This window comes from Mesorhizobium sp. CO1-1-7, assembly GCF_020164885.1.
GTDB lineage: Bacteria > Pseudomonadota > Alphaproteobacteria > Rhizobiales > Rhizobiaceae > Mesorhizobium > Mesorhizobium australicum.
This window is the reverse complement of the sequence record NZ_JAIUHA010000010.1, coordinates 242,158-263,185: the sequence shown is the minus strand read 5'-3', so window position 1 is coordinate 263,185 and position 21,028 is coordinate 242,158. Positions and strand designations below refer to the sequence as shown.

The 21,028-nt window shown below is 63.9% G+C and carries 19 protein-coding genes; 16 read left to right on the top strand and 3 right to left on the bottom strand.

What is annotated here, in order from left to right; all coding sequences use genetic code 11:
- The first annotated feature begins 31 nt into the window (after positions 1-31).
- Positions 32-1,078: an L-glyceraldehyde 3-phosphate reductase gene (gene mgrA, locus LB516_RS22890; RefSeq protein ID WP_140721916.1), complete on the top strand. Its 1,047-nt coding sequence runs from the start codon at positions 32-34 to the stop codon at positions 1,076-1,078.
- A gap of 309 nt (positions 1,079-1,387) precedes the next feature.
- Positions 1,388-1,792: a Fur family transcriptional regulator gene (locus LB516_RS22885; RefSeq protein WP_015315682.1), complete on the top strand. Its 405-nt coding sequence runs from the start codon at positions 1,388-1,390 to the stop codon at positions 1,790-1,792.
- 17 nt (positions 1,793-1,809) lie between these two features.
- Here LB516_RS22885 and polA read toward each other — a convergent pair whose 3' ends face one another.
- Entirely contained in the window at positions 1,810-4,767 is a 2,958-nt protein-coding gene (polA, locus tag LB516_RS22880) for a DNA polymerase I (RefSeq protein ID WP_224720417.1), read from the bottom strand.
- A 428-nt stretch (positions 4,768-5,195) separates the two neighbouring features.
- Here polA and LB516_RS22875 point away from each other — a divergent pair, with 428 nt between their 5' ends.
- From LB516_RS22875 to LB516_RS22840, 8 genes are all read left to right on the top strand, one after another.
- The gene (locus LB516_RS22875) at positions 5,196-6,581 is read left to right on the top strand and encodes a M20/M25/M40 family metallo-hydrolase (RefSeq protein WP_224720416.1); all 1,386 of its coding nucleotides are present in this window, start codon (positions 5,196-5,198) and stop codon (positions 6,579-6,581) included.
- A gap of 78 nt (positions 6,582-6,659) precedes the next feature.
- Positions 6,660-7,280, top strand: coding sequence for a ribonuclease D (locus tag LB516_RS22870; protein ID WP_224720415.1), 621 nt, complete (start codon positions 6,660-6,662; stop codon positions 7,278-7,280).
- A gap of 13 nt (positions 7,281-7,293) precedes the next feature.
- Entirely contained in the window at positions 7,294-7,497 is a 204-nt protein-coding gene (locus tag LB516_RS22865; protein WP_023770648.1) for a hypothetical protein, read from the top strand.
- A gap of 108 nt (positions 7,498-7,605) precedes the next feature.
- Positions 7,606-7,860: a GlsB/YeaQ/YmgE family stress response membrane protein gene (locus LB516_RS22860; protein ID WP_015315687.1), complete on the top strand. Its 255-nt coding sequence runs from the start codon at positions 7,606-7,608 to the stop codon at positions 7,858-7,860.
- Positions 7,861-7,885: 25 nt separating this feature from the next.
- A complete protein-coding gene (locus tag LB516_RS22855) occupies positions 7,886-8,032 on the top strand; it encodes a hypothetical protein (protein WP_224720414.1) in 147 nt (48 codons plus the stop codon).
- A 25-nt stretch (positions 8,033-8,057) separates the two neighbouring features.
- On the top strand, positions 8,058-8,972 hold the full coding sequence (locus LB516_RS22850; protein WP_140661694.1) for a hypothetical protein: 915 nt from the start codon (positions 8,058-8,060) through the stop codon (positions 8,970-8,972).
- 317 nt (positions 8,973-9,289) lie between these two features.
- Positions 9,290-11,557, top strand: a complete 2,268-nt coding sequence (locus LB516_RS22845; protein WP_224720413.1) for a transglycosylase domain-containing protein — start codon at positions 9,290-9,292, stop codon at positions 11,555-11,557.
- 78 nt (positions 11,558-11,635) lie between these two features.
- On the top strand, positions 11,636-12,388 hold the full coding sequence (locus LB516_RS22840) for an SDR family NAD(P)-dependent oxidoreductase (protein ID WP_015315691.1): 753 nt from the start codon (positions 11,636-11,638) through the stop codon (positions 12,386-12,388).
- 95 nt (positions 12,389-12,483) lie between these two features.
- On the opposite strand, the gene LB516_RS22835 is transcribed toward LB516_RS22840, so the two are convergent.
- Positions 12,484-14,268, bottom strand: a complete 1,785-nt coding sequence (locus LB516_RS22835; protein WP_224642495.1) for a cation:proton antiporter — start codon at positions 14,266-14,268, stop codon at positions 12,484-12,486.
- A 222-nt stretch (positions 14,269-14,490) separates the two neighbouring features.
- Positions 14,491-14,940, bottom strand: coding sequence for a host attachment protein (locus LB516_RS22830; RefSeq protein ID WP_015315693.1), 450 nt, complete (start codon positions 14,938-14,940; stop codon positions 14,491-14,493).
- Positions 14,941-15,320: 380 nt separating this feature from the next.
- Between LB516_RS22830 and cysG the strand changes: the two genes are divergently transcribed.
- The 6 genes from cysG to LB516_RS22800 all read left to right on the top strand — a co-directional run bounded on the left by cysG (position 15,321) and on the right by LB516_RS22800 (position 20,987).
- Positions 15,321-16,769, top strand: coding sequence for a siroheme synthase CysG (gene cysG / locus LB516_RS22825; protein WP_224720412.1), 1,449 nt, complete (start codon positions 15,321-15,323; stop codon positions 16,767-16,769).
- Positions 16,766-17,059 (top strand): DUF2849 domain-containing protein, encoded by a 294-nt coding sequence (locus tag LB516_RS22820; protein WP_224720411.1) that lies wholly within the window; start codon positions 16,766-16,768, stop codon positions 17,057-17,059. Before cysG ends, LB516_RS22820 begins: the two co-directional genes overlap by 4 nt.
- Positions 17,060-17,104: 45 nt before the next feature.
- Complete coding sequence (locus tag LB516_RS22815) at positions 17,105-18,775, top strand: nitrite/sulfite reductase (RefSeq protein WP_224720410.1); 1,671 nt, start codon at positions 17,105-17,107, stop codon at positions 18,773-18,775.
- Positions 18,750-19,514 (top strand): phosphoadenylyl-sulfate reductase, encoded by a 765-nt coding sequence (locus LB516_RS22810; protein ID WP_140661699.1) that lies wholly within the window; start codon positions 18,750-18,752, stop codon positions 19,512-19,514. The genes LB516_RS22815 and LB516_RS22810 overlap by 26 nt, the downstream gene beginning before the upstream one ends.
- Positions 19,515-19,683: 169 nt before the next feature.
- Positions 19,684-20,217, top strand: coding sequence for a DUF934 domain-containing protein (locus tag LB516_RS22805; protein WP_140618888.1), 534 nt, complete (start codon positions 19,684-19,686; stop codon positions 20,215-20,217).
- A 149-nt stretch (positions 20,218-20,366) separates the two neighbouring features.
- Positions 20,367-20,987, top strand: coding sequence for a DJ-1/PfpI family protein (locus LB516_RS22800; RefSeq protein WP_015315699.1), 621 nt, complete (start codon positions 20,367-20,369; stop codon positions 20,985-20,987).
- The last annotated feature ends 41 nt before the right edge of the window (positions 20,988-21,028 follow it).

Here is a 21,028-nt window from a genome sequence, read left to right as displayed (position 1 = left end):
GCCCTGTCCGTTCAAATTCGAGGATTTCCCCATGCCCTATATCGCCGCTGAAAACCGCTACGAGAAAATGATCTACAACCGCTGCGGTCGGTCCGGCCTCAAGCTGCCGGCGATCTCGCTCGGGCTGTGGCACAATTTCGGCGACGACACGCCGCATCGGACCAAGCAGGCGATCGTGCGAAAGGCCTTCGATCTTGGCATCACCCATTTCGACCTCGCTAACAATTATGGGCCGCCGCCCGGCTCGGCCGAGACGGCTTTCGGCGAGATACTGCGTACTGATTTTGCCGCCTATCGCGACGAACTGATCATCTCGACCAAGGCCGGCTACGAAATGTGGGCCGGCCCCTACGGCGAATGGGGCGGGCGCAAATACATGCTGGCGAGCCTCGACCAGAGCCTGAAGCGAATGGGCCTCGATTATGTCGACATCTTCTACTCGCACCGCTTCGATCCCGATACGCCGCTCGAAGAAACCATGGGTGCGCTCGACCAGGCGGTGCGTTCGGGCAAGGCGCTCTACGCCGGCATCTCGTCCTACAATTCGCAGCGCACCCGCGAGGCCGCCGACATATTGAGGCAACTCGGTACGCCCTGCGTCATCCATCAGCCGAGCTATTCGATGCTGAACCGCTGGGTCGAGGAGGACGGACTGCTCGACACGCTCGAGGGGCTCGGCGTCGGCTCCATCGTGTTCTCGCCGCTGGCGCAAGGCATGCTGACCGACAAATATCTCGGCGGCATTCCCGATGGCAGCCGGGCCTCCCAAGGCAAGTCGCTCAAGACAGCTTTCATCAACGACCGCACCATTGCCAACATCAAGGCGCTCAACGCGATCGCCGGCAAGCGCGGCCAGACGCTGGCCCAGATGGCCTTGGCCTGGGTGCTGCGCAGGGGCCGGGTTACTTCGGCGCTGATCGGCGCCAGCCGGCCCGAGCAGGTCGAGGATTGCGTCGGGGCGCTGAAGGTGCTCGACTTCAGCGACGCCGAACTGGCCGAAATCGATACATACGCGCGCGAGTCCGATATCAACCTGTGGGCTGCTTCCGCCGAACGCAAAGGCCCGCCGAGGAAATAGCTGAAGCCGGCTAATAAAGGCTGGCGGAATTGCTCGCGCCGGCCTTCGCGGATGAAGTCCAGTCAGGGCGTGGCCGGCCTCCCTGAGGCGGCGTTGATCGCCGCGTGGGTCGGCAGGCCAATGGTGCCTGGCACACCCTTGGCTACTACCCTCGTCGAGATTTCTGCCAATGTGCCCGCGCGTCATCGATTGGCCCGGGACAACAACAGAAGAGTAGCAAAGAGGGCGGTTCGTCGCTATCTGAATGGGATCGGGCCGTTTGCACGCGCGGACAGCCCGCCAACGGTGCAGGACAAGTGGAACAGGACCATGGCGGCAAGGGATGTGCTGACGAAAAACCAGTTGTGCGTGCTCGAGAAACTCGAGATCGCCAGCGGGCCGCTCAGCGCCTACACCTTGCTCGATCAGCTTCGCGAGCGCGGTTTTCGCGCCCCATTGCAGGTCTATCGCGCGCTCGACACGCTGGTGAAATCAGGTTTCGTGCACCGGCTGGAAAGCATTAATTCCTTCGTCGCCTGCGCCGAGCCGCACGACCATAGCCACTCGATGACCGCCTTCGCCATATGCGATACTTGCGGGCAGGTGACCGAAATGTCCGATCACGACGTCGATCACCGGCTGAACGAATGGGTCAACTCGACCGGCTTCGCCGCCAAGAAGGCGGTGATCGAATTTCGCGGGACCTGCGCGAAATGTTTGGCGCAAGCGGCCTGAGGGCCTTCGCCAGCGCGTCAGTGTGCCTCGTCCCAGTTGCTGGCGGCCCGCGCGTCGACATGCAGCGGCACCGACATCGAGACCGCCGGCATCGCCGCGTTTTCCATGACATGGCGCACGACGGGGATCGTCGCCTCGACTTCGGCCTCGACCGTTTCGAAGATCAGTTCGTCATGCACCTGCAGGAGCATGCGGGCCGACAGCTTGGCCTTGTCCAAGGCTTCCTCCATGCGGATCATGGCGCGGCGGATGATGTCGGCGGCGGTGCCTTGCAGGCGGGCGTTGATCGAGGCGCGCTCGTTGAACGCGCGCAGCGACGGGTTCGAGGACCTGATGTCGGGATAGTGGATGCGGCGGCCGAAGATCGTTTCGACGAAGCCGTGCTCGCGGGCATAGGCCTTGGTCTCCTCGATATAATCGCGGATGCCGGGAAAGCGCTCGAAGTATTTCTTGATGTAGGCGCTCGCCTCCTCGCGCGGGATCGACAGCTGGTTGGCGAGACCGAAGGCCGAGATGCCATAGATGATGCCGAAATTGATCGCCTTGGCACGGCGGCGCACTTCCGACGGCATACCCTCCACGGGCACGTTGAACATTTCAGACGCTGTGATGGCGTGGATGTCGGCGCCATCCGCAAAGGCCTGCCGCAATTGCGGGATTTCAGCGACATGGGCGAGCACGCGCAGTTCGATCTGGCTGTAGTCGGCTGACACCAGCCGGAGGCTCTTGTCGGTGATGAAGGCGGTCCGGATCTTGCGGCCTTCAGCCGTGCGCACCGGAATGTTCTGCAGGTTCGGGTCGGAAGACGACAGACGGCCCGTCGTCGTCGCGGCGAGCGCGTAGGAGGTGTGGACGCGTTTCGTGTCGGGATTGACGAAGCCGGGCAGGGCGTCGGTGTAGGTCGATTTCAGCTTGGTCAGCTGGCGCCAATCGACGATCTTACGCGGCAGTTCGTGCCCTTCCGCGGCAAGGTCTTCGAGCAGCTGCGCCGAGGTCGACCACTGGCCGGTCTTGGTCTTGGAGCCGCCGGGCAGGCCCATGCGGCCGAACAATATGTCGCCGAGCTGCTTGGGTGAGCCGATGTTGATGCGCTCGCCGATGAGCAGGTAGATTTCCTCCTCGAGCCGGGCCGCACCTTGCGCCAGTTCCCCCGACAGCCGCGACAGGATCTGCCGGTCGACCGAAATGCCGCGCTGTTCCATGCGCGCCAGCACCGGCACCAGTGGCCGCTCCAGGCGTTCATAGACCGAGACCAGGCCCTTGGCGGCAAGCCGGGGCTTCAGCACCCGCCACAGCCGCAACGTCACGTCGGCATCCTCGGCGGCGTGAGCGGTCGCCCTGTCGATATCGACCTGGTCAAAACCGACAGAGTTCTTGCCGGAACCGGTCACGTCCTTGAGTTGAAGGGGTTTATGGCCAAGCCATTTGTCGGCAAGGGCATCCATGCCGTGGCCATGCGGCGTGCCGGCGTCGAGCACGTAGGAGATCAGCATGGTGTCGTCGAACGGCGCGACATCGATGCCGTAGCGGCTCAGGATGACCAGATCATATTTCAGGTTCTGCGCGATCTTCAGCACCGACCTGTCCTCGAACAGGGGTTTGAGCACCGCCAGCGCCTCGCGAAGCGGAATCTGGTTTTCGAGCGTGCCGCCGCCAAGCAGGTCGCCATTGCCGCTCTTGTGGGCGAAGGGAATATAGCCGGCGCGGCCAGGCGCTGTGGCCATGGCCATGCCGATCAGTTCGGCCTGCATCGGATCGGTCGAGGTGGCCCTGACGTCGAAGGCAGCGATACCGGCCTCCCGCGCCTCCGCGACCCAGGCCTTCAGCGTCGCGATATCGCGGATGCACTGATAGGCCGCGGTATCGATCTTGGCGGTCGCCGCTCTCTCCAGCCGCAATGCGGCCAGGAGGGAAGGGGTGTCCCCTTGTTTTGGCGTCTCCGTCATCTCGACTTCAGCAGCCTGGCCAGGCTCGGAGCCTGTTCCGCCCCGGGCAACGGGCGGTGTTCCGGCGCCGACATCGGGGCCATGGGCGTTATCGGCGCGTTCGACGGGCACCGCGACAGCCTGGACGTCGCCGGCCTCGGTGCCGGTCGCTTCCGCCACACGGCGCGTCAGCGAGGTGAATTCCATGGTCTTGAGGAAGCCGATCAGCTTTGGTCCGTCGGGGGCATGCAGGACGAAATCGTCCAATCCTTCTGCCACCGGCACATCGTTCTTCAGCGTCACCAGCTGGCGCGAGATGCGCGCCTTGTCGGCGTTGGCGATGATCGATTCCCGCCTTTTTTCCTGCTTGATCTCGCCGGCGCGGGCGAGCAATCCGTCGAGGTCGCCGAACTGCTCGAGCAGTTGCGCCGCGGTCTTTGGCCCGATGCCGGGCACGCCAGGCACATTGTCGACTGAGTCGCCCGTCAGCGCCTGCAGGTCGATCATCTTTTCCGGCGGCACGCCCCATTTCTCGACGACTTCGGGGATGCCGATCTGCCGGTCCTTCATCGGGTCGTACATGCCGACCGTTTCGCCAACCAGCTGCATCAGGTCCTTGTCGGAGGAGATGATGGTGGTGTCGCCGCCGGCCTCGCAGGCCAGCCGGCAATAGGTGGCGATGAGATCGTCGGCCTCGAAGCCTTCCATCTCGACGCAGGGCAGGTTGAACGCCCTGGTAGCCTGGCGGATCAGGCCGAACTGCGGGATCAGATCCTCGGGCGGAGCCGAACGGTTGGCCTTGTATTCGGGATAAAGGTCGTTGCGGAAGGTTTTCGAGGAATAGTCGAAGATGACGGCGAAATGCGTCGGCACAATGCCCACATCGGTGTTGCGGGCGTCCTGCATCAGCTTCCACAGCATGTTGCAGAAGCCGGAAACGGCACCGACCGGCAGGCCGTCCGACTTGCGGGTCAGCGGCGGCAGCGCGTGATAGGCGCGGAAGATGTAGCCCGAGCCGTCGATGAGAAAGAGATGATCGCCTTTTTTCATGCGGGCAGGGATAGCGCGGCGCGATGGCTTGGTCCATGCCAAAGACAGCGCCAGATACAACACCCTGACAGATCGCGACCCTGACGGATCAAAGGCATACAGGCCCGCTCACGGGCACGTTACAAAAGTGTAACGTTGACGCCCTTGAATCGCCACGTTCACAGACCCAAATACACGTCATCGGCAGTTTTCGCCGAAGTCCGGAGCAAGGCCCGTCCCCCGCCTATACCGGACAATTGCGGCAGCCTATCCCCCCCTCTCCGGGCTGCCGCATCGTTTCGAGTAAAAGGCCGCCGTGGTTCCCCCTCCACCACGGCGGCATTTTTTTGCCCGCGGCGGCCATCCGGGTCGTGGTCCAATCGTCCCGGGCTTTTCGTTTCGCCGCTCTGCCTTTACGGTTCCGGCACTGAACCGAAAGGCTATTGCAAATGTCCGCAGTCTCCCCCGTCCTCGACCGTCTCGACAAGAATCTCGACCAGAGCCTGGAACGGCTCTTCGGCCTGCTCGGGATCAAGTCGATCTCCACCGATCCAGCCTACGCCGCCGACTGCCGCAAGGCGGCGGAGTGGCTGGTGGCGGAACTCAAACTGATCGGCTTCGACGCCAGTGTGCGCGACACGCCCGGCCACCCGATGGTGGTTGCGCATCATGATGGGCCGTCTGGCGCGCCGCATGTGCTGTTCTACGGCCACTACGACGTGCAGCCGGTCGACCCGATCGAATTGTGGGAAAACGATCCCTTCGCCCCCGCGATCAAGGAGGTGGGACCTGGTCACAAGATCATCACCGGGCGCGGCTCGGCCGACGACAAGGGCCAGCTGATGACCTTCGTCGAGGCATGCCGTGCCTGGAAACAGGTGCACGGCGGCCTTCCGTGCCGGGTCACCATCCTGTTCGAAGGCGAGGAGGAATCCGGCTCGCCCTCGCTGAAGCCGTTCCTCGAAGCCAATGCCGAGGAGCTCAAGGCCGACTTCGCGCTGGTCTGCGATACCAGCATGTGGGACCGCGACACGCCGTCGATCTGCGTCGGGCTACGCGGTCTGGTCGGCGAGGAGATCACGGTGAAGGCCGCCGACCGCGACCTGCATTCGGGCCTGTATGGCGGGGCTGCCGCCAACCCGATCCGCATCCTGGCCAAGGTGCTGGCCGACATCCACGACAAGGACGGCCATATCACCATCCCGGGCTTCTATGACGGCGTCGAGGAAACGCCCTCGCAGGTGCTGAAATCATGGGAGACGCTGGGCGAGACGGCCGAGACCTTCCTCGGGCCTGTCGGCTTGTCGATCCCATCGGGCGAAAAAGGCCGCTCGGTGCTGGAACTGACCTGGGCGCGACCCACCGCCGAATTCAACGGCATCATCGGCGGCTATACCGGCAAGGGTTTCAAGACGGTCATCGCGGCGGAAGCCTCGGCAAAGGTCTCGTTCCGCCTTGTCCACAAGCAGGATCCGGCCAAGATCCGCGCGGCCTTCCAGAAATTCGTCAAGGAACGCATCCCGGCCGATTGTACGGTCGAATTCCATGCTCATGGCGGCTCACCGGCAATCCAGCTCTCTTACGACTCGCCCTTCCTGGCCAAGGCCAAGACGGCGCTTTCCGACGAATGGCCAAAGCCCGCGGTGACGACCGGCAGCGGCGGCTCCATTCCGGTGGTGGGCGACTTTCAGACCTATCTCGGCATGGAATCGCTGCTGGTCGGGTTCGGCCTCGATGACGACCGCATCCACTCGCCCAACGAGAAATACGAGCTCAGCTCCTTCCACAAGGGCCAGCGCTCCTGGGCGCGCATTCTGGATGCGCTGACACGCTGAGCGCGGAAAACACGTTTTCTTGTTGATTTTTCACTGGATCGCGGCGAGGACGGGTAACGCCGCGACCCGGAGAAAACGATGAGCGATATCCGCTTCCATAAAAACGATCTGCCCGACCTTTCGCATTACGATGTCGCGGCGGTGGCGATCGATACGGAGACGCTTGGCCTCAACCCGCACCGAGACCGGCTCTGCGTGGTGCAGATCTCGCCTGGCGACGGCAGCGCCGATGTCATTCAGATCGCGCCGGGCCAGACGGAGGCACCGAACCTGGTCAAGCTGCTGGCAAACGACAGGGTGACCAAGCTGTTCCACTACGGTCGCTTCGACCTCGCCGTGCTCTACCATGCGTTCGGCGTCATGGCCGAGCCGGTGTTCTGCACCAAGATCGCCTCGCGGCTGACGCGCACCTACACCGACCGGCACGGGCTGAAGGACATCTGTTTCGAGCTTCTCGGCGTCGGTCTGTCCAAGGCGCAGCAATCGTCGGATTGGGCGGCCGAAACGCTGTCGCCCGAACAGCTCGAATACGCCGCCTCCGATGTGCTCTATCTGCATCGTTTGCGCGATGCGCTGGCGGGACGGCTGGCGCGCGAGGGCCGCACGAAGGAGGCGGACGCCTGTTTCCGTTTCCTGCCGACGCGGGCCAAGCTTGACCTGATGGGCTGGGGCGAAGAGGATATCTTCGCTCACAGTTGAGAAAAGGGATGAAATGGCGGACAGAAAGCCGATATCGACCGCGCCGACCGACGGCTCCAAGGTCACCGTCACCTGGAAGGACAGCGACGGCGTCCTCAATGAATCCATAGCGCAATACCGCGACGGCGGCTGGTGGGTCTACACCGACAGCCATACCCAGAAGAAGGTCGAGCCGACCAGCTGGCGGCCCGCTGCCAGCGACGACGACGACCAGTGAGCGCCGCTGGCGAGGCCGGCTGCTTTCGACTAGCCTGAAGCCGTTGATATCGGGGCCGATTCGGAGCCTTCCGCTCCGCACCCGCCCTCTTGCACGGAGGAACCCGCCATGGGTGTCGAAAGCCTTCTCGTCTTCATCCTCATCGGTGCCATCGCCGGCTGGCTCGCCGGTCTCATCGTTTCGGGTTTCGGCTTCGGCCTGATCGGCAACATCATCGTCGGCATTATCGGCGCGTTCATCGCTGGCTGGCTGTTTCCGCGCATCGGCTTCTCGATCGGCGGTGGCATCATCGCCTCCATAATCCACGCCACGATCGGCGCCATCATCCTTTTGGTTCTGGTCAGGGTCCTGAAACGAGCCTGAGGTTCGGCACGACAAAAGGCGCGCCATGAAGCAGAATACGCTCTATCTCATCATTGGCGCGCTCATCGTCGTGGTCGTCGCGCTGGGCGTCTACGTCTACCGCGAGCAGGCCAGGCCGAAAGGCGTCAAACTCAAGATCGACGACAAGGGCATTTCAATCCAGCAGAACTGAACCCGCCGGGATCCAGGAGCGTGACATGGGGGCTTCCGACGCGTGGCAGAGCGGAGAGCGGCCCAGGATTACCGTGGCGGAATGGGAGAGGCTGAACCGGCCGCCACGACGCGAGGCGTTGCTGCGCTATTACTGGCGGACTTTTCGCTTCCTGAGGACATCCGCGCCGGTTAGCGAATTGCAGGGACGACAGCAATCGTTCCGTGACGCGGTCGTCGCCAGCGTTGCCTTCAACCGGCCTGATGTGATCGCATGGCAGATCCACCTCGTGCGCCGACACCTGGCCGAGCACGAGAGCTATATCGTCTTCGACAACAGCAAGAAGGAGGAGGCGAGGGAAGCCATCCGCGACCTCTGCCTGCGCCAGCACGTCCCCTATGTAGCGTTGCCGAGGAACAGGCTGACGGTCAGCAGATCGCACGGCCAGGCGCTTAACTGGATCGTGCGCAATTTCATGACCGGCTTGGCCCCGAAGGTCTTCGGCTTCATCGACCATGACATCTTTCCGACGGAATCTTTTTCAATCCGCGACCGGCTGAAGGGCAAGAGCGTTTACGGCAGTGTCCGGCGCGACACTCCGACGCCGGGCGGCTGGTTCTTGTGGCCGGCCTTCTGTTTTTTCGACGGAAGCCTGTTGCGGCAGCGGCTGGATTTCGCGCCGAGCTACAAATTCCGTATGGACTCGGGTGGCGGCAACTGGCCGCTGCTCTACCGCACGATCGACCAGGCGCTGGTCAGATTTACCGAGAACAAGTTGCTGCGCTGCGGCGAGGGCGATGACGAGCACGAGGATTTCTTCATGTCGGTCGACGGCTGGCTGCATGTAACCAATGCCTCGAACTGGCGAAGGCAGCCGGTTGACAGGCGCGAACAACTTGTCGCCTTGTTGCGGCAAGCTGCGGGTCCTGACCATCTGGATGTGAAGTTCGAGCCGATCTAGAAGGATCGGGGTCCGTCGACCGCTCGAACAATGTCGTTGCGGTCACCTGCGAGGAGCAGGCGCTGGCCTTCTATCCGCCGGCGTCGATTGTCGGAACGGCAGGCTCGGGGATCGAGCCAGGCTTGGCGCGCTTTTAAGCGCAGGCCGGGCGCCGGCCGTTTCCCGGTGGCGAACCGACGGTGTCGGAGAGAAGAGGATTAACAAATTCCTAACGGAATTCAGAGGTTTGGCCGAAGGCCTGCTTAACCCGCCCTTAAATCGCCGCATCTACTCTTCAACCCGAGCGCCATTGGCACCGGGGACATCAAGCGCAGCGCATGGCGAACCGCAGAGACAGTCGCATCGAGCCCAGCTTCGAGGGACCGCCGCGAGCGAGATCCCAGACGGGTCTTTCGGTGAGCGAGGAGGACCGCGTCGTGCCGAGCCACCGCAAAGCCTCCGCCAGACGCAAATCATCGAAGGAGAAATCGTCGCGGGGGAGGCGCGGCGGAGGCGGGCGCGGGCTGTTCGGCGTGCTCGGCCGGCTGTTCTACTGGTGCTTCGTGCTCGCCATCTGGGGCGGCATCGCGGTGGCCGGCGTCGTCATCTACTATGGCGCCAAGATGCCGGCGGCCACGACCTGGTCGATTCCCGATCGTGCGCCCAACATCAAGATCGTCTCGGCCGATGGGCAATTGCTGGCCAATCGCGGCATGAGCGGCGGCGAGGCGGTCGGCCTGCACGAAATGTCCCCCTATATCCCCGAGGCGGTCATCGCCATCGAGGACCGCCGTTTCTATTCGCATTTCGGTGTCGATCCGATCGGCCTGTCGCGCGCCATGGTCACCAACCTCATCGGCGGGCATTTCTCGCAAGGCGGTTCGACGCTGACGCAGCAATTGGCCAAGAACCTGTTCCTGACGCCGGATCGTACGCTGGAGCGTAAAGTGCAGGAGGTGCTGCTGGCCCTATGGCTCGAGCACAAGCACAGCAAGGACCAGATCCTCGAAATGTACCTCAACCGGGTCTATTTCGGCTCCGGCGCCTATGGCGTCGAGGCGGCCTCGCGGCGCTATTTCGGCAAGAGCGCGCGCGACGTCACGCTGTCCGAAGCCGCCCTGCTTGCCGGCCTCTTGAAAGCGCCCTCGCGGCTGTCGCCGGCGCGCGATCCCAAGGCCGCCGAGGAGCGTTCGCAGCTGGTGCTCGGCGCCATGCGCGAGGAGGGCAAAATCAGCGAAAAGGAGCTGAAAACGGCGCTCAGCGCGCCGGCGACGCGCTCGCCATCCTACTGGACCGGTTCGGAAAACTATGTCGCCGACACCATCATGGAAGAATTGCCCGACCTGATCGGCGACGTGCGCGGCGATATCGTGATCGATTCTACCGTGGACCTGAACCTGCAGAAGCTCGCCGAAAAATCGATCCGCCGGCTGATCGACGACAGCGGCAAGAAGCTCAACGTCACCCAGGGTGCGCTGGTGTCGATCGACGATTCCGGCGCGGTACGCGCCATGGTCGGCGGCTACGACTATTCGACCAGCCAGTTCGACCGTGCCTCGGAGGCGCGCCGGCAGCCGGGCTCGGCGTTCAAGCCGTTTGTCTATATGGCGGCACTTGAGGCCGGCCGCACGCCTGACAGCATCCGCAACGATGCGCCGATCAAGATCGGCAACTGGACGCCGGACAATTACGGCGGCAAGTACTTTGGCAAGGTCACCTTGGCGACAGCGCTGGCAAAATCGCTGAACTCGGTTGCCGCGCAGCTGACCATGGAAGTCGGCCCGAACGCGGTGGTGGAAGCCGCGCACCGCATGGGCATCCAGTCCGACCTGCAGGCCAACACCTCGATCGCGCTCGGCACCTCGGAAGTGACGCCACTGGAGCTGACTTCGGCCTATGTGCCCTTCGCCAATGGCGGCTACAAGCCGGACATCCATTTCATCCGCCGCGTGACGACGTCAGACGGCAAGGTGCTCTACGACAGCGCCGGCGGCAGCGCACCGCGCGTGATCAAGCCTGAGATCGTCGGCATGATGAATTCGATGATGACCGGCACGGTCGAGGTCGGCACCGCCAGGAAGGCGGCTTTCGCCTGGCCGTCGGCCGGCAAGACCGGCACCAGCCAGAATTCGCGCGACGCCTGGTTCGTCGGCTATACCGCCAATCTGACCACCGGCGTATGGTTCGGCAACGACGATGGCACGGCGATGAAGAAGGTCACCGGCGGCGCGCTGCCGGCGCAGGCCTGGCACGAGTTCATGGTCGCCGCGCATGAGGGCGTGCCCGTGCGGCCGCTGCCCGGCACCTGGAAATCGACGCCGGCCGACACCATCGTCCCCGACGAGATTCCCTCTGCCAGCAACAACCAGCCGGCACCGGTTCCGTCGGCGTCCGTCGGCCAGCAGCCGCCGGCCGCGCAGGCGACAGCACCGGCAACGCCGGTCCGTGCGGCGCGGCCTGCCCAGACCGTCGATGCCGATGGCTTCGATATGCCGGCGGATGACGGCACCACCGCTTCGGTCGGACATCCGGTGCCGCCAGGCAGCGTCGGCGGTCGGCTCAAGAAACGGCAGACGTCGATCCTGGATATCCTTGGCGGCGGCTGAGCAGCCGGCTGGCGGCGTCAATCCGCCTCTCGCCACCTCGGCGGCATTCGGCTACATGTCCAGCCCGGAGACCGCGACATGACCGAGACCGACACCAGAAAAACCATCGTGCTGACCGGCGCCAGCCGCGGTATCGGCCATGCCACTGTCAAGCGCTTTTCGCGCGAGGGCTGGCGCGTCATCACCTGCTCACGCCAGGCCTTTGCCGAGGATTGCCCGTGGCCAGCCGGTCCCGAGGATCACATCAAGGTCGACCTCGCCGATCAGGAAGATGTCGGTATTGCGGTCTCGGAAATCCGCCATCGGCTGGAATCCCATGGTGGCCAGTTACACGCGCTGGTCAACAATGCAGGCATTTCGCCCAAGCTCAAGGACGGCAACAGCCGCATGAACTCGATCGACACGCCGATGCATGTCTGGCGCGACGTGTTCCAGGTCAATTTCTTCGCGCCGATCATGCTGGCGCGCGGCCTGTTCAAGGAATTGGCGGCGGCCAAGGGATCGATCGTCAATGTGACGTCGATCGCCGGCACCCGCGTCCATCCCTTCGCCGGCACCGCCTATGCGACGTCGAAGGCCGCGCTCGGCTCGCTGACGCGCGAGATGGCGCATGATTTCGGCCCGCACGGCATCCGCGTCAACGCCATCGCGCCAGGCGAGATCGACACCGCGATCCTGTCGCCGGGCACGGAAAAAATCGTCGAGACCATCCCACTGCGGCGCCTGGGCACCACGGCTGAGGTGGCCGACATCATCTTCTTCCTGTGCTCGAGCCAAGCGTCCTACGTGACCGGCTCGGAAATCCACATCAATGGCGGCCAGCACGTGTGAACTGATCGAGCCAAGGCCCGCTCATCTGGCCAGGGTGACAACAGCCTTCGCAGTTCATTCGTGGCTTGATCAACGCGCCTGTGGGCAGCGCCGGCTCAGGCAGCGGACGGTTCAGCGACCCGCGGCTTTTGGCCAAGCACCTCTTCGACAATGCCGCGCGCGATCTCGCGTTCGCCCATGATCACCGTATCGGCGCCGAGCCCCTTGAGATGCTCGACCTCGGCGTCGGAATGGGCGCGGGCGACGACGTTGATATTGGGATTGGCGGCGCGTGCCCGCAGCACGATCTGGCCGGCCTCGAACGCGTTGGGAATCGCAAGGATCAGCCGCGTGGCGCCTTCGGGATTGGCGGCGGCGAAGACTTCGGCGTTGGCGGCGTTGCCGGCGACGGTTTCGATGCCGTCTGCTTTCAGCTTCGCCAGGGTCTTGTCGGCATCCTCGATGACCAGGAAAGGCCGTGCTGCTTCTTTCAACGCGGCGCCGACGAGGCCGCCGACGCGGCCGTAGCCGATCAGGATGGCATGACCGGTGAGCGCCGTCCTGGGTGGCGGGCCGTCTTCCTTTTTGGGCGCTACGGCGACCGAGGCGACATGGCCCGGTTCCGTCGCCGGGCCAACCGGCTTGGCGTCCGCCGGCGGCGCCGTCCTGGCGGCGCGGGCCTCGAGCCACGGCTTCATCCAGTCGATGGTCAGGAACATCAGCGGGTTGAGCACGATCGACAGGATGGCGCCGGCCAGGATGAGGTCCCGTCCCTGTTCGGGCAGAAGTTTCAGCCCGACGCCGAGTTCGGCCAGGATGAAGGAGAATTCGCCGATCTGGGCGAGGCTGGCCGAAATCATCAAGGCCGTGGCCAGCGGATAGCCGAAGGCGACGACGATGACGAACGCCGCCAGCGACTTGCCGATGACGATGATGGCCAGCGTCGCCAGGATCGGCAGGCCGTTGCTGAACAGGCTGAACGGGTCGAACAGCATGCCGACGGAGACGAAGAACAGCACCGAGAAAGCATCTCGCAGCGGCAGCGATTCTTCCGCGGCACGGTGGCTGAGCTCGGATTCGCTCATGATCATGCCGGCGAAGAAGGCGCCCAGCGCCAGCGAGACGCCGAACAGTTTTGCCGCGCCGAAGGCGACGCCGAGCGCTATTGCCAGCACCGAGAGGCGGAACAGTTCGCGCGACCCGGTATGGGCAACGTAGTGCAGGATCCAGGGAATGACCCTGCGGCCGACCACCAGCATGACGACGACGAAGGCGGCGACCTTCGCCAGCGTCATGCCGACGACACCCCAGATGCCGTAACTGGCCGGCAGCGCCAGCAGGCCGCTCGAATGGGCATCGGCCGGTTCTTGGCCGCCGAGTACGCCGGCAAGGGCCGGCAACAGCACCAGCGCCAGCACCATGGCCAGATCCTCGACGATAAGCCAGCCAACGGCGATGCGGCCGCGCTCGGTCTCGATCAAGCGGCGTTCCTGAAGCGCGCGCAGCAGCACCACGGTCGAGGCGACCGATAGCGCCAGGCCAAACACCACGCCCGCCCCCATCGACCAGCCGAGCATCCAGGACAGCCCGGCGCCGAGCGCCGTGGCAAAGCCGATCTGGACAATGGCGCCCGGCACGGCAATGGCGCGGACCGACAGAAGGTCCTTCAGCGAAAAATGCAGGCCGACGCCGAACATCAGGAGGATGACGCCGATTTCGGCCAATTCGTTGGCAAGGCCGGCGTCGGCGACAAAACCGGGTGTGTTCGGCCCAACCAGCACGCCGGCCACGAGATAGCCGACCAGTGGCGGAATGCGGAACCGATTGGCGAGGGCGCCGAAGACGAAAGCCAGCCCCAGACCGGCGACGATGGTGGCGATAAGGGGCGTGTCATGCGGCATTGTCTATGGAGCGCCTTTCAAGCCAGCGATGTCGGATATGCGCCGCCCTAAGCCGCCGCCTGTTTGCAATATGGTGGACGGGGTGTCGGCGATGCAACCCGCAAAGCCGCGAATCAACGTCGAGACGGCAAAAACCTGACCGGCAGCTGAGTGACTGCCGGTCAGGTGCTTGGGTCAGTGGCGACCGTGCTGCGACCCGATAGGCGCCTTCGCCGCGCGTGGTCAGGCTGCCTGCAGCAATGCCTCGATCTCGAAAATGGCGTGGTTGGTCATGGTCTTCGGGATTTCGGCCGTGACCTTGTCGCCAACCTCCTTATGCAGCTTCTTGCGCATCGCGCCGAGCACCATGGGCGGGGCGACAAGCACAAGACTGTCGAATGCACCCTCATGTGCAAGCTTGTAGAGGCGGGCGGCAATCTCCTCGGCGAAGCGTTCCTTGCCGATGCGATGCCAGTCGGTCTCCTCGACCGCGCTGCGATGCACGGATGGGCCGTCATTGTATCGACCGGGGCTGTCGCTTCCCTGTTCGCGTGTGGGCGGGTTCTCCTGTTCCATCACCTGCACGACTTCAAGGTTGGGAAACTTGGTGTCGCCGGCGTTCTTGAGCAGGAGCGCCTTTTCGCCGTCGGCCACCAAAACCCAAATGCCATGCTTCAGTTTGATCGTGTTCATAGGGACGCTCCTTGTTGAGTGGTGGCTATACCGGGAACGCATTTTGACCCGTCAACGTTCCACCCGAACGGAGGACCGAGTGGCCGTGCAGGCAGGCGCTGAAGACGAAATCACCACCGGACGACTTTAATCTACTGAATTGGTAGAAATTAGAAAAAACTGTTTTGTGGGATAGGTAGCCGGCAGCTAAAAGTGCTTGAAATCAAGGCGCGTTTCAGCAGCCCGGGCGCTCCCGGTGCGTGGGCATGGAATATTTTTCTCCCGCCCTTCGCGGTTGCGGAAAAGCGATTGCCTGCCATCACCGGATGCGCGAGTGCTTTGCTTCTGCTTTTTTGCGCTTGGGCGTAAAACTGCGACCCTGTTCCCGGATCTGCTTTGTCATGTCGCAAGCCACCACCAAGCTCAACGCCTTCCCCGTCTTCATGCGGGTCGAGGGCGAAGCCGTGGCCATTGTCGGCGGCGGCGAGGAGGCTTTGGCCAAGGCGCGGCTGATCGCCCAGTCGAGCGCGGTCCTGCACATCATCGGTGGGGATGCCGAACCGGATCTGTTGGCCTTCATCGCCGAGACGGGCGCGAACCATATGCCCGGCGCGTATGATGCTTCGCAGCTTGAAGGCGCCGTGATGGTGTTTGCCGCCAGCGGCGACGAGGCGCTCGACCGTCGCGTCGCCGCCGACGCGCGCCGGCTGGGCATTCCCGTCAATGCCGTCGACCGGCCGGACCTCTGTGATTTCTTCACTCCGGCGCTGGTCAACCGCGCACCGGTCGCCGTGGCGATCGGTACCGAAGGCGCGGGCCCCGTGCTTGCCCAGATGCTGCGCAGCCGCATCGACCGCATGCTGTCGCCCTCGCTCGGGCCACTGGCAGCGCTTGCGGCGTCGTTCCGCAATGCCGCCGAGAGATTGCCCAGGGGCAATGTACGTCGCCGTTTCTGGAGCGACTTCTTCGGCGGAGCGCCAGCACGCGCCGTCGAGGCCGGCGAATTTTCACAGGCGCGCGAAGCCGCCACCGATCTGCTGTTGTCCGACGCGCCCATTCGCGGCCACATCGCCCTGGTGGGCGCCGGTCCCGGCGCCGAGGACCTCCTGACCCTGCGGGCGCATCGTCTGCTGATGGAGGCCGATGTCGTAGTCCATGACGCGCTGGTGCCGGAGGCGATCGTCGCCATGGGCCGGCGCGATGCCGAGCGTCTGCCGGTGGGAAAGCGCAAGGGCTGCCATACCAAGAGCCAGGCCGAAATCAATGCGCTGCTGGTGGATCTCGGCCGTCAGGGCAAGCGCGTCGTGCGGCTGAAATCGGGCGATCCGCTGGTGTTCGGCCGCGCCGGCGAGGAGATGGCCGCGCTTCGTGACGCCGGCATCGCCTATGAGGTGGTTCCAGGCGTCACAGCGGCCTTTGCCGCTGCCGCCGATTTCGAACTGCCCTTGACGCTGCGCGGCGTTTCCTCCTCGATGGTGTTCACCACCGGCCACGATCTCAAGGGCAATTCACTGCCGGATTGGGCCAAGCTCGCGATTTCCGGCGCTACCGTTGCCGTCTACATGGGCCGCTCGGTCGCGGCCGAAGTTGCCGGCCGGCTGATCGAGGCGGGCTTGTCGCCGGACACGGCGGTCGCCGTGGTCGAGAATGCCAGCCTGGCCAATCGCCGACGCTTCCACGGCACACTTGCCGACCTGCCGTCGCTGGAAGCGCGCGCCGATCTGTCGGGCCCGGTCATGACCATCATCGGCGACGCCGTCGCCGGCGCCAATTTCGAGCGGTCCGAGCCGCTCGCGGCACACAGGCACGAGAGCGTGCCCGTAGCAGCCGCCGAGGGAGTTCAGCCATGAAGATACTGACCGCCAATCGCCTCGGCGACGGCATTGCCGTGTGGTACGCCGATGGCGGCTGGGCCGAGACGGTGGACCATGCGGACCTTGCCCAGGACAAGGCGGCCGAGGAACGGCTGGAGGCGATCGGCGCCAAGGCCCATGCCGACAATGAAGTGGTCGACGTCAATCTGATCGACGCGGACATCGTCGATGGCGTTGTCGAGCCGGTGCGGCTGCGCGAGAAGATCCGCGCCGCCGGCCCGACCATCCGCAACGACCTCGGCAAGCAGGCCGAGCGGGCGGCATAGCCAGGACACCAGGTGAACGGGCGGACGCGCCCTGAAAGACGAAGCATGTACCGTTACGATGAGTTCGACCACGATTTTGTCCAGGCCCGCGTCGCCGAGTTCAGCGACCAGGTCGAGCGCCGGCTGTCCGGCGAGATCACCGAGGACCAGTTCCGGCCGCTCCGGCTGATGAACGGTGTCTATCTGCAGCTGCACGCCTACATGCTGCGCATCGCGGTGCCCTACGGCACGCTGAACGGCAAGCAGTTGCGCATGCTCGGCCACATCGCCCGCAAATACGATAAGGGCTACGGCCATTTCACCACGCGCCAGAACATCCAGTTCAACTGGCCGGCGCTGTCGGACGTTCCGGCGATTCTGGCGGACCTGGCCAGCGTGGAGATGCACGCCATCCAGACCAGCGGCAACTGCATCCGCAATGTCACCGCCGATCATTTTGCCGGGGCTGCCGCCGACGAGGTCGCCGATCCGCGTCCCTATGCGGAAATCCTGCGGCAGTGGTCTTCGGTGCATCCGGAATTCTCGTTCCTGCCGCGCAAGTTCAAGATCGCGGTGACGGGAGCCGAGCGCGATCGCGCCGCCATCCAGACACACGACATCGGCCTGCACCTGAAGAAGAACGCCGCCGGCGAACTCGGCTTCGCCGTCTATGTCGGTGGTGGCCAGGGCCGCACGCCGATGGTGGCGAGGAAGATCCGCGACTTCTTGCCCGAAGCCGACCTTCTCTCCTACTGCACGGCGATCCTGCGCGTTTACAATCTCTATGGCCGCCGCGACAACAAGTACAAGGCGCGCATCAAGATCCTGGTCCACGAGACCGGCGCCGAGGAAATCACCCGGCAGGTCGAGGCCGAGTGGCAGGAATTGAAGGACGCGGAGCTGAAGCTGCCCGAGGCGGACATCCGCGCGATCGAGGCCTATTTCGCACCGCCGGCGCTGACCGGGCGGCCGGACGGCGACGCTGCCGTCAAGGTGGCGCGGCTGGATTCCAAGGGCTTCTCGGACTGGCTCGACCAGAACGTGGTGACGCACCGCCACCCCGACTACGCGGCGGTGACGATCTCGCTCAAGGGTATCGGCGAGGTGCCGGGCGATGCGACCGACAGCCAGATGGAAGCGGTCGCGGACATTGCCGAGAAATATGCCTTCGACGAGCTTCGCGTCAGCCACGAGCAGAACCTGATCCTGCCGCATGTGGCGCGTGCCGACCTCAAGGCGGTCTATGACGCGCTGGTCGACATCGGGCTGGCGACGGCTAATTCCAACCTGATCTCGGACATCATCTCGTGCCCGGGCCTCGATTATTGCGCGCTGGCGACGGCACGCTCGATCCCGATCGCACAGGAAATCTCGCGCCGCTTCGCCTCGCTGGAGCGGCAGCGCGAGATCGGCGAATTGAAGCTGAAGATCTCCGGCTGCATCAATGCCTGCGGCCACCACCATGTCGGCCATATCGGCATCCTCGGTGTCGAGAAGAAGGGCTCCGAACTCTACCAGGTGACATTGGGCGGTTCGGCCGACGAGAACACTTCGGTCGGCGAGATCATCGGCCGTGGCTTCTCTTCGGAAGAAATCACCGACGCCATCGAGCAGATCGTCGACACCTATCTCGGCCTTCGGCTCAACCCGCAGGAAAAATTCATCGACGCCTACCGCCGTGTCGGTCCCGCGCCGTTCAAGGAGGCGCTCTATGTTGGCGAAGCCAAGGCCGCTTGACCATATTGCCGATGCCGATGACGGCATCGCCGCCAAAGCGGCGGGGTTTGACGCGCTCTACGGTCATCTCAGCCCGATCGAGATCATCGAACGATCGGCCAACGATCTGTTTCACGACGAGATCGCCGCCGTGTCTTCGTTCGGCGCGGATTCGGCGGTACTGCTGCATATGATCGCCAAGATCGACCGCACGCTGCCGGTCATCTTCCTCGATACCGGCAAGCATTTCGAGGAGACGCTCGGCTATCGCGACGCGCTGGTCGCCGATTTCGGATTGACCAACATCCGGGTGATCAAGCCGGACGAAGCGGCGCTCGAACGGATCGACCCGACCGGCAATCTGCACCAGAACAACACCGATGCCTGCTGCGACGTGCGCAAGGTCGAGCCGCTGGCACGTGGCGTCGCACCCTTTCGCGCCTGGTTCACGGGCCGGAAACGCTTCCAGGCCTCGACACGGGCCGCACTTCCGGTGTTCGAGGCGGTCGGCCCTCGCATCCGCATCAATCCGCTGGCGCACTGGACGACGTCGGACCAGGCCGACTACATGCGCGCGCATGCGCTGCGCGAAAACCCACTGGTCGCCTATGGTTATCTGTCGATTGGCTGCTTTCCCTGCACGCAGCCGGTGCAACCGGGCGAGGATGCGCGCAGCGGCCGCTGGGCCGGCCACGCCAAGACCGAGTGCGGCATTCACCTGTCGGGACTGGAAGTGTCGCTGACCGACGCATCACTATAGGGTATGTTGCCATTCAGGTGAGGCCGGGCTGCAAACGGCGGCTTCCTGCGCTTCCGGTGCTCACGGACTTCAAGTACGTTCCGCTCCGGTTCTCGCAAGCCGCCGTTTTCGACACAGCCTGACCTGAATTTCAACACACGCTCGAACTCTTCGAATTTTAGGAATTTTGATGACTGGACCGACGACACCGGAGACACGGCTCTGGACCCCGGAGGGTTTTCGCGAGGACGAGTGGAGCCATGCCGAGAGCGCCGACGCGCTTTCCGGCAATGGCCGATTCATCCTGCCGCTGCAGGCGTTCCTCGATCTCGACCCGGAGGTGCGCCGCTCGGCGAAGGAGCGGCTCGGCGTCGTGCTGCAGCCCGGCGACCAGCTCGAGAAGATCGCCGACCTGCTCGACCAGCTGTCGCTGGTGGCGCTGGCCTTCCCGGCTTTCGGCGACGGCCGCTCCTTCTCAAAGGGCGAACTGCTGCGCAGCCGTTATCATTTCACGGGCGCGTTGCGTGCCACCGGGCAGGTCTTGGTCGACCCGTTGCCGCACATGCTGCGGCTTGGCTTCGATGAATTCGAGATCTCAAATCCAGTGCTCTTGAAGCGCCTTGAAGAAGGCCGCACCGGTGGGTTGGGGCTTTACTACCAGCCAGCCGCCATAACGGAGACCAAGGGTCCGAAATATTCCTGGCGGCGCCTTCGCAACAGCTGACGCTTTTTCTAGGAAGGCCGAAGGCCCTCTCATTCGAAACTGGTCGTACCAATTGTGCGATTTGCGCTTTTCCTTCCGGCATCTTGCCCTTAGGATACCGCTGTTATTTCGCGACCCGAAATAAATGGCCACAAAGGGAGGAACCGGGAATGGCTGGCAAGAAGATATTGATGCTCGTTGGCGAGTTCAGCGAGGAATACGAGATTTTCGTCTTTGAACAGGCCATGCATGCCGTCGGCCATACCGTGCATGTCGTTTGCCCGGACAAGAAGGCGGGCGATGTGCTGAAGACATCGCTGCACGATTTCGAGGGCCACCAGACCTACACCGAGAAGCCCGGACACGATTACATTCTCAACAAGACGTTTTCCGAGGTGGATCCGGCCCAGTACGATGCCGTCTACGCGGCAGGCGGGCGTGGTCCCGAATACATCCGTATCGACAAGCGCGTGCAGGCGCTGGTGCGGCACTTCCACGAGACAGGCAAGCCGATCTTCACCATCTGCCATGGCGTGCAGATCCTGATCGCGGTCGACGGCGTGGTGCGGGGCAGGGAAGTGGCGGCGCTTCACTATTGCGAGCCGGAAGTCACGCTGGCCGGCGGCATCTATATCGACGTCGCGCCGAACGGGGCCCATGTCGACGGCAATCTCGTTTCGGCCAAGGGCTGGCCGGGCCTGTCCAATTTCATCCGCGAATGCCTGAAGGTGCTGGGCACGGAGATCCGCCATGGCCAGATCCTGATGCGCGACGAGCGGCAAGCGGCCTGAGAAAGGTTTGGGAAATACCGCCGCGCGCTGGCGCGGCGGTA

Bases quoted from the DNA above. Each gene is read 5' to 3' on its own strand.
- LB516_RS22805 (WP_140618888.1), top strand. From the start codon at position 19,684: ATGACTGGACCGACGACACCGGAGACACGGCTCTGGACCCCGGAGGGT.
- LB516_RS22830 (WP_015315693.1), bottom strand. From the start codon at position 14,940: ATGAACACGATCAAACTGAAGCATGGCATTTGGGTTTTGGTGGCCGAC.
- LB516_RS22835 (WP_224642495.1), bottom strand. From the start codon at position 14,268: ATGCCGCATGACACGCCCCTTATCGCCACCATCGTCGCCGGTCTGGGG.
- LB516_RS22885 (WP_015315682.1), top strand. From the start codon at position 1,388: ATGGCGGCAAGGGATGTGCTGACGAAAAACCAGTTGTGCGTGCTCGAG.
- polA (WP_224720417.1), bottom strand. From the start codon at position 4,767: ATGAAAAAAGGCGATCATCTCTTTCTCATCGACGGCTCGGGCTACATC.
- LB516_RS22820 (WP_224720411.1), top strand. From the start codon at position 16,766: ATGAAGATACTGACCGCCAATCGCCTCGGCGACGGCATTGCCGTGTGG.
- LB516_RS22840 (WP_015315691.1), top strand. From the start codon at position 11,636: ATGACCGAGACCGACACCAGAAAAACCATCGTGCTGACCGGCGCCAGC.
- LB516_RS22860 (WP_015315687.1), top strand. From the start codon at position 7,606: ATGGGTGTCGAAAGCCTTCTCGTCTTCATCCTCATCGGTGCCATCGCC.
- LB516_RS22855 (WP_224720414.1), top strand. From the start codon at position 7,886: ATGAAGCAGAATACGCTCTATCTCATCATTGGCGCGCTCATCGTCGTG.
- LB516_RS22870 (WP_224720415.1), top strand. From the start codon at position 6,660: ATGAGCGATATCCGCTTCCATAAAAACGATCTGCCCGACCTTTCGCAT.
- cysG (WP_224720412.1), top strand. From the start codon at position 15,321: ATGTCGCAAGCCACCACCAAGCTCAACGCCTTCCCCGTCTTCATGCGG.
- LB516_RS22845 (WP_224720413.1), top strand. From the start codon at position 9,290: ATGGCGAACCGCAGAGACAGTCGCATCGAGCCCAGCTTCGAGGGACCG.
- LB516_RS22875 (WP_224720416.1), top strand. From the start codon at position 5,196: ATGTCCGCAGTCTCCCCCGTCCTCGACCGTCTCGACAAGAATCTCGAC.
- LB516_RS22865 (WP_023770648.1), top strand. From the start codon at position 7,294: ATGGCGGACAGAAAGCCGATATCGACCGCGCCGACCGACGGCTCCAAG.
- mgrA (WP_140721916.1), top strand. From the start codon at position 32: ATGCCCTATATCGCCGCTGAAAACCGCTACGAGAAAATGATCTACAAC.
- LB516_RS22800 (WP_015315699.1), top strand. From the start codon at position 20,367: ATGGCTGGCAAGAAGATATTGATGCTCGTTGGCGAGTTCAGCGAGGAA.
- LB516_RS22810 (WP_140661699.1), top strand. From the start codon at position 18,750: ATGTTGGCGAAGCCAAGGCCGCTTGACCATATTGCCGATGCCGATGAC.
- LB516_RS22850 (WP_140661694.1), top strand. From the start codon at position 8,058: ATGGGGGCTTCCGACGCGTGGCAGAGCGGAGAGCGGCCCAGGATTACC.
- LB516_RS22815 (WP_224720410.1), top strand. From the start codon at position 17,105: ATGTACCGTTACGATGAGTTCGACCACGATTTTGTCCAGGCCCGCGTC.